Below are 12,804 nucleotides of genomic sequence, written 5' to 3' on the forward strand. Positions count from 1 at the left end.
CCGCCATGGATATTCGCAAGATAAAACGCCTGATCGAGCTGCTGGACGAATCCGGCGTTAACGAGATCGAGATTCACGAGGGTGAGGAAAGCCTGCGCATCAACCGCGGCGTTACCCAGGTCGCGGCCGCGCCCGCCCCGGCACCCGCGCCAGCGTCACAGCCGGCCGCCGCCGCGGAGCCGCCGGCACGCGAGCCTGCCAGTGCCGCGGAGCCGACCGGTCACACCATCCGTTCGCCCATGGTGGGCACCTTCTACCGCGCCTCGTCACCGGACGCCGATTCGTTTACCGACGAGGGACGGAGCGTCGAGGTCGGCGATACGCTCTGCATTATCGAGGCGATGAAGATGCTCAACCAGATCGAATCGGACTACGCCGGCGTCGTGCGCAGCGTCCTGGTCGAAAACGGACAGCCGGTGGAGTTCGACCAGCCGCTGTTCATTATCGAGTAGGGTGACGGGATGATCGACAAGGTACTCATCGCCAATCGCGGCGAAATCGCCCTGCGCATCCTGCGCGCCTGCCGGGCGCTCGGCATCGGCACGGTGGCGGTGCATTCCACCGCCGACCGCGATCTCAAGCACGTCCGCCTCGCCGACGAGTCGGTCTGCATCGGCGGCCCCAGCTCCGCCGAGAGCTATCTGAATATCCCCGCGATCATCAGTGCGGCGGAGCTGACCGACACGGTCGCCATCCACCCCGGCTACGGCTTTCTCTCGGAGAACGCCGATTTCGCCGAGCGCGTCGAGCAGTCCGGGTTCCGGTTCATCGGCCCGCGGGCCGAGACGATCCGCCTGATGGGCGACAAGGTCTCGGCGATCGAGTCGATGAAGGCCGCCGGTGTCCCCTGCGTCCCCGGCTCCGACGGCGAACTGGGCGACGACGACGCCGAAAACATGCGCCTCGCCCGGTCGATCGGCTTTCCGGTCATGATCAAGGCGGCGGCCGGCGGAGGTGGCCGGGGCATGCGGGTGGTCCACAGCGAGGGCGCGCTGCTGCACTCCATCTCCATGACCCGCACCGAGGCGGCCAACGCCTTCGGTAGCAGCAGCGTCTACATGGAGAAGTACCTGGATAATCCCCGCCACGTCGAGGTCCAGGTCATGGCCGACGAGTTCGGCAACGCCGTCCATCTCGGCGAGCGCGACTGTTCCATGCAGCGCCGGCATCAGAAGGTGATTGAGGAGAGCCCCGCCCCCGGGATCACCGCCGAGGAGCGCGCCTTCATCGGTGAGCGCTGTGCCGAGGCCTGCCGGCGGCTGGAATACCGCGGCGCCGGCACTTTCGAGTTCCTCTACCAGGATGGCGAGTTTTTCTTCATCGAGATGAATACCCGCATCCAGGTCGAGCACCCCGTCACCGAGATGGTGACCGGCCGCGATCTGGTGGCCGAGCAGATCCTGATCGCCGGCGGTGACGCCCTCTCGTTCGAGCAATCGGATATCGAGTTTCGCGGTCATGCCATCGAGTGCCGGATCAACGCCGAGGACCCGGTCCGGTTCGTGCCCTCACCCGGCCAGATCACGCTCTACCACCCGCCGGGCGGTCCGGGCGTGCGAGTCGATTCGCATGTCTACAGCGGCTATCGGGTCCCGCCCCACTATGACTCGATGATCGGCAAAGTGATTACCTGGGGTGCCGACCGCAAGAGCGCCATCGCCCGCATGCGGACGGCGCTGAGCGAGCTGGTGATCGAGGGCATTACCGACAACACCGCACTGCACGAGGATCTGCTCATGGATCGCGGCTTCGAGGAAGGTGGCACGAATATCCACTACCTCGAAAAGAAGCTGGGTATCTCCTGAGCGATTACCCCGAGAGGAGCAGCCGGAAGCCGACGATCACCAGGAAAGCGGCGAAGGCCCGGCGCAGCCAGACGGCGGGCACGCGGCTCGCAACCCGCGCGCCCAGCGGCGCGAGGAAAACGCTGGCCACGGTAATCCCGCCGACCGCCGGCCAGTAAATGTAGCCCGTACTCAGCGCGGGCAGCTGATCCTCACCCGTCCCCGCGACGATAAAGCCGATACTGCCCGCAAGCGCGATGCTCACGCCGGCCGCCGCCGAGGTCCCGACGGCCTGGCGCATGGTCACGCCCGACCAGATCAGGAAGGGCACGAGGAGCGTGCCGCCGCCGATCCCCACCAGGCTCGAGAGCGCGCCGATCACGAACCCGACGCCACTCACCACACCGGGCGGGGGGATGACCCGACCCGGGGGTGGCTCGAGAGCGAAGATCATCCGCACGGCGAGCGCCAGTACGAACAGCGCAAAGATGATCCGCAGGATATCCCCGGACAGGGCCGCCGCCAGCTGCGCCCCGACCAGGGCCCCGGTCACCAGCCCCGCCACCAGCCACGGCAGCGCCGAGACCACGAGGTTGCCGAGCCGCCAGTGCGCGCGCGCCGACGAGAGCCCGGTGACGACGATCGTGGCGAGGGAGCTGCCCACCGCCATATGCATGGCCACATCCATACCCAGGCCCTGGGCCTGGAAGATCGGCAGCAGCATCGGCACGACGATCACCCCGCCGCCGATACCGAACAGCCCGGAGACAAACCCCACCACCGCACCGGCGGCTACGTAGATGAGCAACGAAAGCAACATGACCTCGTCAACACGACTGAAAACCGAGGGTAAGGCATTTGCTCTACAATGGGGATATCAACAAGCCAAACAGGGAGAGCGCGGTCATCATGCGCATCCAGACTGTCTGCATACTGGGCGGCACCGGGTTCATCGGTCGCCAGATCGCCAACCGCCTCGCCAATACGCCGATCCACATCAAGGTGTTGACGCGCCGCCGCGAGCGCAATCGCCATCTGCTGCCGATCCCCAACCTCGAGCTGGTGGAGGCGAACATCCACGACCCTGAACAGCTCGCGCATCACCTCGAGGGGGTGGATGCCGTCATCAACCTGGTGGCGATCCTCAACGAGTCGAGCAAACCGGGACGCGGCTTCGAAACGGTCCACGTCGATCTGGTGGCAAAGCTGCTCGAGGCCTGCCGGACCGCGGGCGTCCGCCGGCTCCTGCACATGAGCGCGCTGGGCGCGGCAGTCGACGGACCCAGTCGCTACCAGCAGACCAAGGGCGAAGGCGAGCGCCTGGCCCTCGACGCCCACGGGGATGACCTGACAGTCACGGTCTTCAAGCCCTCGGTGGTGTTCGGCGCCGCCGACGGCTTTCTCAACACCTTTGCCGGGATGCTGAAGCTCACGCCGGTGATGCCGCTGCCCACGCCCGACGCGAAGTTCCAGCCCGTGTACGTGGACGACGTGGCCGCGGCATTCGAGCATTCGCTCACCGATCGACGCACCTTCGGCCAGACCTATGAACTGGGCGGCCCGAACGTCTACACCCTCGAGGCACTGGTCCGCTACGTGGCGAAACTGCTGGGACTCAAGCGGGCGGTCATCGGGCTGCCGGACGGTCTCTCGCGGCTGCAGGGACGGATCCTGCAGCGCTTCCCCGGCAAGCCCTATACCTATGACAACTACCTCTCGAGCCAGGTCGACAACGTCTGCAGCCACAACGGCCTGCCCGATCTGGGCGTGCATCCGACCGCCCTCGAAGCGGTGGCACCGGGCTACCTCGGCGGGCGCAAGGCGCGCGATCGCTACGACGAGTGGCGGCGCGACGCGGGGCGTCATTCCGAGTGACCACGGCGGGCCTCGAGATCTACGAGGTAGGCGGCGCGATTCGCGACCGCCTGCTGGGCCGCGAGGTCCACGAGCGCGACTGGGTCGTGGTCGGCGCGACCCCCGAGGCGATGACCGAGCGCGGCTTCCGGCCGGTCGGGCGCGAGTTCCCGGTATTCCTGCACCCCGAGACCCACGAGGAATACGCCCTGGCACGCACCGAACGGAAGACCGGGCCGGGGTATCACGGGTTTACCTTCCATGCCAGTCCCGACGTGGGCCTCGAGGCCGATCTGGCCCGCCGTGACCTTACCGTCAACGCCATGGCGCAGGCGCCGGACGGGACCCTGATCGACCCGTTCCGGGGCCGTGACGATCTCGAGGCACGCCAGCTTCGGCATGTCTCGACGGCGTTCCGCGAGGACCCGGTCCGCATTCTGCGACTGGCCCGGTTTGCCGCGCGCTTTGCCCCCCTCGGCTTCGAGGTGGCGGCGGAGACCATGGAGCTGTGCCGGGAGATGGTCGCGAGTGGCGAGGTGGATGCCCTGGTGCCCGAGCGGGTCTGGCAGGAAACGGCCCGGGCACTGATGGCGCCGGCACCGGAGGTCTTCATCCGGATCCTGCGTGACTGCGGGGCACTGGCCCGGTTGATGCCGGAAGTGGATTGCCTGTTCGGCATACCCCAGCCGCCCCGTCATCACCCCGAGATCGACACCGGCGAGCATATCCTGCTGGTGCTGCAGCAGTCCGCGCGGCTCGAGGCCGATCTGCCGACCCGGTTCTCGGCACTGGTCCACGACCTCGGCAAGGGCATTACGCCGGCCGACCACCTTCCCGGCCATCGTGGCCACGAGGCCCGCGGCGTCCCGCTTGTGGAGACATTCTGCGAGCGACTGCGCGTTCCGTCCGGATGCCGGGACCTCGCGCGGGGGGTCACCCGCTACCACCTGGACTGCCACCGTGTTCGTGAACTCGACCCGGCGGAGGTGCTGGCGATGCTCGAGGGGCTGGATCTGTTTCGGCGACCGACCCGCGTGGATGCCTTCCTGCTCGCCTGCGAGGCCGACTATCGCGGTCGGCTGGGGCTGGAGGAGCGCCCCTATCCACAGGCCGAACAGGTGCGCGAGGCGCTGGTGCGATGCCGCCGCATCGACGCCTCGCGCTTTGTGGAGCAAGGCCTCAAGGGGGCGGCCATCGGTGACGCCATCCGCGAGGCGCGCGTCGCGGCAATCGCCGAACTCCAGGCCGGCGATTAACCCGAGAACATCACCAGCAGCACCACGCCCAGCACCAGCCGATAGATCACGAACGGTGTCATCCCTACCCGCGAAACCAGCGCCAGGAAGGCCTTGATGCACAGGTAGGCGGCCACCGCGGAGACCAGCGCACCGAAGCCGAACACGCCCCAGTCGACGGCGGTATCGGCGCCGGCCAGCTGCAGCGCCTTCCAGGCACCCGCCAGGCCGATGGCCGGTATCGAGAGCAGAAACGAGAACCGCGCAGCGGCCGTTGTGTCCAGACCCAGCCACAGCCCGGCGGTCATGGTGATACCCGAGCGCGAGGTCCCGGGAATGATGGCCAGGACCTGGGCGGCGCCAATGAAAAGCGCCGCTCCCGGCCCGATACTGCGCTCGTCACGATCACCGGCTCGGTGCACCACGGCCCAGAGCAGCAACCCGAAACCGATGGTGGCCGCGGCAATAATCCGTGGATCGCGCAGCAGGCCCTCGGCGGCGTCGGCCAGTACCAGCGCCCCGACGACCAGCGGCAGCGTCCCGATCACCAGGGCCCAGCCCAGCTGACTCTCGCCCACGGCCCGGCACTGCCAGGCCGAGCGGGCCGTATCACCGACCAGGGGAAGAATCTGTCGGCGGAAGTACAGCATGACCGCCAGCAGGGTCCCGACGTGAACGGCCACATCAAACGCCAGCCCCTGATCGGGCCAGCCAAGCAGACGCGGCACCAGGATCAGGTGCGCGGAGCTCGAGATCGGCAGGAATTCGGTCAACCCCTGGATAATCCCCAGCCAGAACACCTGGAGCAGGTCCACTCAGCCGCACCTCGAGCGATAGATCGGCGCGATCGCATCGATATCGGTGCGTCGGCGGTCGGCCTGCACGGGCGCAAACCGCGCGGCCGTTTCCGCGCTGAGGCCGCGTCGTATCCGCTCGCTGATGACCACGTCCCGCCCCCGTGCAAAGCCGGTCAGTCGCGCGGCTCGATTGACCGTATCGCCGATCGCCGTATGGGTCAGCCGGCTTTCGCAGCCGAGCGTACCCATTGCCACATCACCGCGGTGCAATCCGGCCCCGATGGGCGCCAGGGCGGCCTCGCCGTAGCGCACGGCCGGCAGTGCCCGGCTGACCACCTCCAGCGCACAACGACAGGCGCTGTCCGTCATGTCAGGACCTTCGAAGACCGCCATCAGTCCGTCCCCGGTAAAGTTGTCGACGTATCCGTCATAGTGCTCGATGATCCGGATCTGGCGGCCGATGCAGGCATCGACCGTACGAAACAGCCTGTCCGATCCGATGGTGCGCGACAGATCGGTAAAACCACGGATATCGGTGAAGAGGATACAGACATCGACGTTGCGGGGTGAGCGTAACAGCGACCGAGCGTGGGGACCGGCGTCGAGCAGCTCGCGAACCGGACGCGACAGATAGGGCGAGAACCAGTCGTGGCTGGCGGCATAAAGCGTGTTCGCGGGCCGGTAGCGATAGCGGCCGGGGGACTCCATTCCTCTCTCCCGTTACTCACATTCCGTGTGACCTTTTTTAGTACTAAATTAATCGACGTGAATTGACAAGCGCGCACGATGGTCGGCAAATGCAAAGCCCGGCAGGGTGGTCTCCGTACCGCGCCCGAGCCCCAGGACCTTGAACCGCTCGCCCATCTCGTCGGGAAAGATCAGTGGCTTGGCGCTCTGGGCAAGCTCGGCGGCGCGATTGGGGTCATCGCCGGCCTGCGTCTGCAGGACCTCGGGCAGCCCCGCCCCGGCCAGGAAATTGCCCTGGGTCGCAAAGCCGAGCAGATCCAGCCCCGCGTCCATCCCGGCCCGGGCGGCCGCGGTAAAGTCCACCGAGGCGGTAATATCCTGCAGCCCGGGCCAGAAGAACGGATCGTCATGGGCGCGATGGCGGTAGTGGCACAGCAAGGTGCCGGTGGCCCGCTGGGGGTGATAGTACTCCGCACGGGGGTAACCGTAGTCGATGAGCAGCGCAATGCCGGCCTCGATCAGCTCGCCCAGCTCGGCAATCCAGGGCGCCAGCGACGGGCACCACTCCGAGCAATACCCCGCGGGCAGACGATCACCGATCGCCGCCTCGATGGCCGTCACCGCACCGCTCAGTTCATCGTCCGCGACCTGCGGCTTCCAGCTCAGCGCGCCGGATTCGTCGTGGCCCACGGCAAGGGCCTCCACGCCGGTTTCGGTGCGCCGGAAACGCCGGACCGGCAGGGCGTCCATCACCTCGTTGGCGAGGACGACGCCACGAATCGGCGTCGCCGGCAGACGGTCGAGCCATGCCACACGGGCGCGCAGATCCGGATCAAGGGCATCGAACGTTCGTGCCTGCTCGGCACGCAGATCGGCACTGACCTCGACGATGAGATAGCGCGCCGGCAGGGCATCCGCCGCCGCCAGCGCCTCGAGGATATCGGCCGCCATCCGCCCCGTGCCGGCACCAAACTCCAGCACCGTATCACCGCCCACGGCATCGAGGCCGCGCTGCACCTCGCGCGCCAGCGTCCACGAGAAAAGCGGTGACATCAGTGGCGCCGTGGTGAAATCACCACCCGCCCCGAACCGGGTCTGCCCCGCGCTGTAATACCCCAGGCCCGGCGAGTACAGGGCCATCGCCATGTACTCGGCGAAATCCATACGCCCACCCGCCATGGCGATGGCCGCATCGATCCGCTCCCGCAGCTCGGCGCTGTAGCGGGCGGCAGTGGCGTCCGGCTCGGGCGGCGCCTCGGGCCCGTCTCGCCGGGCCATGGTCAGCCCCCGCTTTCGACGGAGAGATCAATCCCGGTGGGAACGACCCCGTAATCATCCTCGAACGACGCCCAGATGTCGGCATAGCGTCGCCCGTCCAGGGGGTGGCGCTCATCGGGCGCGATATCCACCAGCGGTTTGAGGACGAAGGCGTATTTGAGGATCTCCTCCCGCGGCAGGATGGGCACGTCGTCGCGGATCATGTACCCCAGTGTGAGCAGGTCGATATCAAGCGTCCGGGCGTTGTAGCGACGATCGGTCCGCTGCCGGCCCTGCTCGGTTTCGATTTCCCGACAGGCCGCCGCCAGCTGGTCGGCTGCGATATCGGTGTCGAGCCCGACCACCAGGTTGTAGAAGTCATCACCGTCGAATCCAACGGCGGTCGTCTGATAGACCGGAGAGACAGTCAGCTCGCCGAACCGCTCGTGGAGTGCGGTAATGGCGGCGCGCACATGGCGCTCGGGTTCGATGTTGCTGCCGATGCTGAGATAGGCGCGATTCATGGGACCTCTGATTGGCTTCGGATAATTCTGACACCGACACTCCGGGCCGCCGGGACGGCACCCGGTTTGCGCAGGGTCAACTCGACAGACTCGATGCGGGTGTCCTCCAGGACCGCCATTGCCAGACGTTCGGCCAGCGTCTCGATGAGCTGGCAGTCGGCGTCCGCCGCCCGCTGCGTCAGACGCTCGCTAAGCGCCGCGTAATCCACGGCCGCGTCGATCGCATCCCGCGCGGCGGCGTTCCGGGTGTCCACGGAGAGACTCAGATCCAGCTCGAGCCGCTGGGCGAAAGACCGCTCCCAGGGCCGGACCCCGATCACGGAACGCAAGGTCAGGGCTTGGAGAAACACGGTATCCATTGCTGCCGGAGCATTTCATGTCGCCGCGACCAGCACAAGGCCCGCTTGACCCCGCCTCGGCCAGCGGATGGAATACCGCCATGACGGACATCGCACTCATTGTTATCGGCTATCTGGCCGGCTCTCTATCCACCGGCGTGCTGGTCGCCCGGCTGCTGGGGATGCCCGACCCGCGCCACGACGGCAGCGGCAACCCCGGCGCAACCAATGTCCTGCGGCTCGGCGGGCGCGGCGCCGGTGCCGCAACACTCGCAGGCGATGCGCTAAAGGGCGTTGTACCCGTGCTTGCCGGCCATGCCCTCGGCCTGTCGGCGACCACCATCGCCGCCATCGGTGGCGCGGCGTTCCTGGGCCATCTGTTTCCGGTGTTCTTCGCGTTTCGCGGTGGCAAGGGCATCGCGACCGGGCTGGGCATCTTCCTCGCCTGGTCCTGGCTCCCCGGCGCTGCTGTCGTGCTGACCTGGCTGGTGGTCGCCGCACTGACCCGCCTGTCGTCACTGGCGGCGCTGGTCAGCTTTGCACTGGCTCCGGCCTGGTTCCTGCTGATCGATCAGTCGCCGGCGCTTGCCGGCGTCGCCGTAGGCATGGCCCTGCTCACCGGCTGGCGGCATCGCGGCAACATCCGCCGCATTGCCGGTGGCACGGAACCCCGCATCGGTCGGCGCTAGGCGTCCCCCGGCGGCAATAACTCGTCCAGTGGCCATCGCGGCCGAACGTCGATTCCGGGGGCGTCCCGCTCGCCGGCCATCAGCCGGCAATGCCCGGCATAGGCAATCATGGCGCCGTTATCGGTGCAGAACGCGAGCCGCGGGCAGGCCACCGCCGCGCCCTCGGCAGCGGCGACCGACTCCAGCCCGTGGCGGAGGGCCTGGTTCGCACCCACCCCGCCGGCAATCACGAGATGCCGAACGCCCGTTGAGCGCAGCGCGCGACGCACCTTGATCGCGAAGGTATCGACCACTGCATCCTGAAACGCCCGGGCAACGGCGGCGCGGCGGGCGTCGTCGTCAGGGCCCTCGCGAACGCTGTTGAGCACCGCGGTTTTCAGGCCGCTGAAGCTGAAATCGAGACCGGGGCGGTCGGTCATCGGGCGCGGGAAGCGCAGTGATCCGGCCTCGCCTTCGCGGGCCAGCGCCTCCAGCTGCGGACCACCGGGATAGGGCAGACCCAGCAGCTTCGCGGTCTTGTCGAAGGCCTCGCCGGCGGCGTCATCCAGCGACTCGCCGAGGATCCGGTAGCGCCCGATGCCCGCCACCTGCACCAGCAGCGTATGGCCGCCGGAGACCAGCAGCGCGAGAAAAGGAAACGCGGGGGGATCGGGTTCGAGCATGGGCGCGAGGAGATGCGCCTCCATGTGGTGGACTCCGAGAACCGGGCAGTCGAGCGCCCAGCCCAGGCTTTCCGCGATTGCCGACCCCACCAGCAGTGCACCGGCGAGGCCCGGGCCCCGGGTATAGGCAATGCCGCCGATCGCTTCCGTCGTTAATCCGGCCTCGCTCAGACAGTCCCGGATCAGCGGCAGCACCCGACGGATATGGTCCCGCGATGCCAGTTCAGGCACGACACCGCCATAGCGGGCATGGGTGGCGACCTGGCTGTGGAGGCGATGGGCGATGAGCCCGGCATCATCGGCGTAGAGCGCGATCCCGGTTTCATCACAGGAGGTCTCGATACCAAGCGTGATCATGGCAGGCAGTGGATGCGGGGCTTTTGCAATCGATTATTTCCCGGCTTAAACTATCGGACTAGTTGGAATTTCCGCAATTCTACGTCGTTCACATCAATACGGTAAGGTTGGAGCGTTATGCCGAACGTTAAGGTTCGCGAGAACGAGCCCTTCGAGGTGGCCCTGCGCCGCTTCAAGCGGTCCTGCGAGAAGGCCGGTGTGCTGTCGGAAGTGCGCCGTCGCGAGAGCTATGAAAAGCCCACCCAGGAGCGCAAGCGCAAGCAGGCGGCTGCGGTGAAGCGCCACGCCAAGCGCGTGCAGCGTGAAAACCAGCGCGGCCAGCGCCTCTACTAGGCAGGGGAATGCCTCGTGAGTAACCTCCAGGCGCAGCTCGGCGATGCCGTCAAAGCGGCAATGCGGGCGGGCGACAAGCCCCGGCTGGCGACGCTGCGAATGATCAGCGCCGCGATCAAGCAAAAGGAAGTCGACGAGCGTCGCTCCCTCGAAGATGCCGATGTCCTCGCGATCCTGGACAAGATGGGCAAGCAGCGTCGCGAGTCCGTCGAGCAGTACGAGGCGGCGGGTCGTGATGATCTGGTGTCGGCGGAGAAGGCGGAGATCGCGATCATCGGCGAGTTTCTGCCCAAGGCCCTTACCGAGGCCGAGATCGACGAGCAGATCGCCGCGGCCATCCGCGAAACGGGAGCCGAGTCGGTCCGCGAGATGGGTCGGGTCATGGCACGGCTCAAGCCGCAGATGCAGGGCCGCGCCGACATGAGCGCCGTCAGCGCACGCGTCAAACAGCAGCTCGGCTGACCCACCGAGCGGAGCCCGGCGCTTTGCCGCAGAGAGGCAATCATGGCCGGCAGAATCCCGGATTCCTTCATTGATGAATTGCTTGCCCGCGTCGACATCGTCGATGTCGTCGGTGAGCGCGTCCAGCTAAAACGCTCCGGCAGCAACCAGCACGGCCTCTGCCCGTTTCATGGTGAGAAGACCCCCTCCTTCACGGTCAGCACCGACAAGCAGTTCTATCACTGTTTCGGCTGCGGCGCCCATGGCAGCGCGATCCGCTTTCTCATGGAGTATGACCGCCTCGACTTTCGCGAGGCGGTGGCCCAGCTCGCCCAGATGGCCGGCATGGAGATGCCCGAGAACACCCAGGATTCGGGCCCTCAGCAGAATCACGCGCCGCTCTATGCCCTGCTCGAGCGCGCGGACCGCGCCTACCATCACTGGCTTCGGCAACATCCCCAGCGCCAGCGGGCGATCGATTACCTGCGCCAGCGCGGCCTGAGTGGCGAGATCGCCCAGCGCTTCGGGATTGGCTTCGCGCCACCGGGATGGGACAACCTGATCGGCCGACTGGGTGTCTCGGATGACCTGCAGCGCGTCGGCCTGGTGATCGAGCGCGACGGCGGGCGGGTGTACGACCGCTTCCGGGATCGCATCATGTTCCCGATCCGCGATCGCCGCGGGCGCACCATCGGCTTTGGTGGCCGGGTGCTCGATGACGGCGAGCCGAAGTATCTCAACTCCCCGGAGACGCCGGTCTTCCACAAGGGCGAGTCCCTCTACGGGCTCTACGAGGTGCTACAGGCCGACCGCCATCCGGCGGACATCGTCGTGGTGGAGGGCTACATGGACGTGGTGGCACTCGCCCAGAACGGCCTGCCCCGCGCAGTGGCGACACTGGGGACGGCGACCTCGACCCGCCAGATCGAGCGCCTGCTCAAGACATCGTCGGACATTATCTTCTGCTTCGATGGCGACAATGCCGGGCGACAGGCCGCATGGCGTGCCCTGGAGAATGCCCTGCCGACCATGCGCCAGGGCCGCCAGATCCGCTTCCTGTTCCTGCCGGAGGGCGAAGACCCGGACAGCCTGGTCCGCAGCCTCGGGCGCTCGGGGTTCGAGTCGCGGCTGCAGCAGGCGACCTCGCTATCCGACTACCTGATCGAACGGCTCGAGGCCGATACCGACATGCAGAGCATGGACGGACGCGCGCGCTTCGTTGAGAAGGCCCTGCCGCTCCTCCAGCGCCTGCCGCCGGATGTCTATCGGCATATGCTCTGCGAACGCCTCGCCGGCCTGGCGCGACTGGACACCGACTACCTGGAGGGCGTGGTCGACGGCCGCGAGACGCTCAACCGCGATCAGCAGGCGCGGCGCCGCGAGCCCACCGGGTCCGACAAGTCCGGCGTGCGCCGCACCCCGGTTCGGCTCGCCATCGCGCTGTTACTGCAATCGCCTGCGCTGGCCCGCCTTGTCGACGAGGTCGAGTCGCTGCGCGGGCTCGATGACCTCCCGGGACTGCCATTACTGGTGCAAATGGTTGAACTCGCCCGCAATGAGCCCCATCTCAACTCTGGAGCGATACTCGAGAGATTCCGGGACAGCGAGCACGAGAGCGCGCTCTGGAAACTCGCCACCTGGGATCATCTCGTACCCGCGGCCGGACTCGAGGCGGAGTTCGCGGATGCAATGGAGCAGATCCGCCGGATCACGACGGAAAGGCGCCTGCAGCATCTCAACGAGCGCCTCCAGGCCGGCACCCTCACGACCGATGAATGGTCTGAGTGGATACGAATCAAACAGACGGGGCAGTGATTAGTCGCAACCTTGTAGATTAGCCAATCAA

At 67.0% G+C, this 12,804-nt stretch carries 15 protein-coding genes; 8 read left to right on the plus strand and 7 right to left on the minus strand.

Translation table 11 applies throughout. The annotated features are described in order from the left end of the window. The first annotated feature begins 5 nt into the window (after positions 1 to 5). Positions 6 to 452 (plus strand): acetyl-CoA carboxylase biotin carboxyl carrier protein, encoded by a 447-nt coding sequence (gene accB, locus EV698_RS08525; RefSeq protein ID WP_130503654.1) that lies wholly within the window; start codon positions 6 to 8, stop codon positions 450 to 452. Positions 453 to 461: 9 nt separating this feature from the next. Further along, a complete protein-coding gene (accC, locus tag EV698_RS08530) occupies positions 462 to 1,805 on the plus strand; it encodes an acetyl-CoA carboxylase biotin carboxylase subunit (RefSeq protein WP_130503655.1) in 1,344 nt (447 codons plus the stop codon). Between the two features lie 4 nt (positions 1,806 to 1,809). Here the strand turns inward: accC and EV698_RS08535 are convergent, their stop codons facing one another. After that, the gene (locus EV698_RS08535; protein ID WP_239016244.1) at positions 1,810 to 2,604 is read right to left on the minus strand and encodes a sulfite exporter TauE/SafE family protein; all 795 of its coding nucleotides are present in this window, start codon (positions 2,602 to 2,604) and stop codon (positions 1,810 to 1,812) included. 89 nt (positions 2,605 to 2,693) lie between these two features. Here EV698_RS08535 and EV698_RS08540 point away from each other — a divergent pair, with 89 nt between their 5' ends. Further along, positions 2,694 to 3,659, plus strand: a complete 966-nt coding sequence (locus EV698_RS08540; protein WP_130503656.1) for a complex I NDUFA9 subunit family protein — start codon at positions 2,694 to 2,696, stop codon at positions 3,657 to 3,659. Continuing rightward, positions 3,656 to 4,894, plus strand: coding sequence for a multifunctional CCA addition/repair protein (locus EV698_RS08545; RefSeq protein WP_130503657.1), 1,239 nt, complete (start codon positions 3,656 to 3,658; stop codon positions 4,892 to 4,894). Before EV698_RS08540 ends, EV698_RS08545 begins: the two co-directional genes overlap by 4 nt. On the opposite strand, the gene EV698_RS08550 is transcribed toward EV698_RS08545, so the two are convergent. The 5 genes from EV698_RS08550 to folB are packed head-to-tail and all read right to left on the minus strand — an operon-like array spanning position 4,891 to position 8,488. Then, positions 4,891 to 5,688, minus strand: coding sequence for an undecaprenyl-diphosphate phosphatase (locus tag EV698_RS08550; RefSeq protein WP_130503658.1), 798 nt, complete (start codon positions 5,686 to 5,688; stop codon positions 4,891 to 4,893). The two genes, EV698_RS08545 and EV698_RS08550, sit on opposite strands and share 4 nt — an antisense overlap. Then, entirely contained in the window at positions 5,689 to 6,378 is a 690-nt protein-coding gene (locus tag EV698_RS08555; protein WP_130503659.1) for an adenylate/guanylate cyclase domain-containing protein, read from the minus strand. A 48-nt stretch (positions 6,379 to 6,426) separates the two neighbouring features. Next, positions 6,427 to 7,635 carry a class I SAM-dependent methyltransferase gene (locus EV698_RS08560; protein ID WP_130503660.1) on the minus strand — a complete coding sequence of 403 codons (1,209 nt, stop codon included), beginning with the start codon at positions 7,633 to 7,635 and terminating at the stop codon, positions 6,427 to 6,429. 2 nt (positions 7,636 to 7,637) lie between these two features. After that, a complete protein-coding gene (gene folK / locus EV698_RS08565; RefSeq protein WP_130503661.1) occupies positions 7,638 to 8,138 on the minus strand; it encodes a 2-amino-4-hydroxy-6-hydroxymethyldihydropteridine diphosphokinase in 501 nt (166 codons plus the stop codon). Next, positions 8,135 to 8,488: a dihydroneopterin aldolase gene (folB, locus tag EV698_RS08570; RefSeq protein ID WP_420853034.1), complete on the minus strand. Its 354-nt coding sequence runs from the start codon at positions 8,486 to 8,488 to the stop codon at positions 8,135 to 8,137. Before folB ends, folK begins: the two co-directional genes overlap by 4 nt. Before the next feature lie 89 nt (positions 8,489 to 8,577). Between folB and plsY the strand changes: the two genes are divergently transcribed. Beyond that, positions 8,578 to 9,165 (plus strand): glycerol-3-phosphate 1-O-acyltransferase PlsY, encoded by a 588-nt coding sequence (gene plsY, locus EV698_RS08575; protein WP_130503663.1) that lies wholly within the window; start codon positions 8,578 to 8,580, stop codon positions 9,163 to 9,165. On the opposite strand, the gene tsaD is transcribed toward plsY, so the two are convergent. Next, complete coding sequence (gene tsaD, locus EV698_RS08580; protein ID WP_130503664.1) at positions 9,162 to 10,184, minus strand: tRNA (adenosine(37)-N6)-threonylcarbamoyltransferase complex transferase subunit TsaD; 1,023 nt, start codon at positions 10,182 to 10,184, stop codon at positions 9,162 to 9,164. The genes plsY and tsaD overlap by 4 nt on opposite strands. A 117-nt stretch (positions 10,185 to 10,301) precedes the next feature. Here tsaD and rpsU point away from each other — a divergent pair, with 117 nt between their 5' ends. The 3 genes from rpsU to dnaG are packed head-to-tail and all read left to right on the plus strand — an operon-like array spanning position 10,302 to position 12,773. Beyond that, positions 10,302 to 10,517, plus strand: a complete 216-nt coding sequence (gene rpsU, locus EV698_RS08585) for a 30S ribosomal protein S21 (RefSeq protein ID WP_023364921.1) — start codon at positions 10,302 to 10,304, stop codon at positions 10,515 to 10,517. Positions 10,518 to 10,532: 15 nt separating this feature from the next. Further along, positions 10,533 to 10,979 (plus strand): GatB/YqeY domain-containing protein, encoded by a 447-nt coding sequence (locus EV698_RS08590; protein WP_130503665.1) that lies wholly within the window; start codon positions 10,533 to 10,535, stop codon positions 10,977 to 10,979. A gap of 42 nt (positions 10,980 to 11,021) precedes the next feature. Further along, complete coding sequence (gene dnaG / locus EV698_RS08595; protein WP_130503666.1) at positions 11,022 to 12,773, plus strand: DNA primase; 1,752 nt, start codon at positions 11,022 to 11,024, stop codon at positions 12,771 to 12,773. Positions 12,774 to 12,804 lie beyond the last annotated feature (31 nt).

Origin of the sequence: Spiribacter vilamensis (assembly GCF_004217415.1) — a bacterium.
Lineage (GTDB): Bacteria > Pseudomonadota > Gammaproteobacteria > Nitrococcales > Nitrococcaceae > Spiribacter > Spiribacter vilamensis.

Bases quoted from the DNA above. Each gene is read 5' to 3' on its own strand.
- plsY (WP_130503663.1), top strand. From the start codon at position 8,578: ATGACGGACATCGCACTCATTGTTATCGGCTATCTGGCCGGCTCTCTA.
- tsaD (WP_130503664.1), bottom strand. From the start codon at position 10,184: ATGATCACGCTTGGTATCGAGACCTCCTGTGATGAAACCGGGATCGCG.
- accC (WP_130503655.1), top strand. From the start codon at position 462: ATGATCGACAAGGTACTCATCGCCAATCGCGGCGAAATCGCCCTGCGC.
- EV698_RS08535 (WP_239016244.1), bottom strand. From the start codon at position 2,604: ATGTTGCTTTCGTTGCTCATCTACGTAGCCGCCGGTGCGGTGGTGGGG.
- rpsU (WP_023364921.1), top strand. From the start codon at position 10,302: ATGCCGAACGTTAAGGTTCGCGAGAACGAGCCCTTCGAGGTGGCCCTG.
- EV698_RS08540 (WP_130503656.1), top strand. From the start codon at position 2,694: ATGCGCATCCAGACTGTCTGCATACTGGGCGGCACCGGGTTCATCGGT.
- folK (WP_130503661.1), bottom strand. From the start codon at position 8,138: ATGAATCGCGCCTATCTCAGCATCGGCAGCAACATCGAACCCGAGCGC.
- EV698_RS08555 (WP_130503659.1), bottom strand. From the start codon at position 6,378: ATGGAGTCCCCCGGCCGCTATCGCTACCGGCCCGCGAACACGCTTTAT.
- accB (WP_130503654.1), top strand. From the start codon at position 6: ATGGATATTCGCAAGATAAAACGCCTGATCGAGCTGCTGGACGAATCC.
- dnaG (WP_130503666.1), top strand. From the start codon at position 11,022: ATGGCCGGCAGAATCCCGGATTCCTTCATTGATGAATTGCTTGCCCGC.
- EV698_RS08560 (WP_130503660.1), bottom strand. From the start codon at position 7,635: ATGGCCCGGCGAGACGGGCCCGAGGCGCCGCCCGAGCCGGACGCCACT.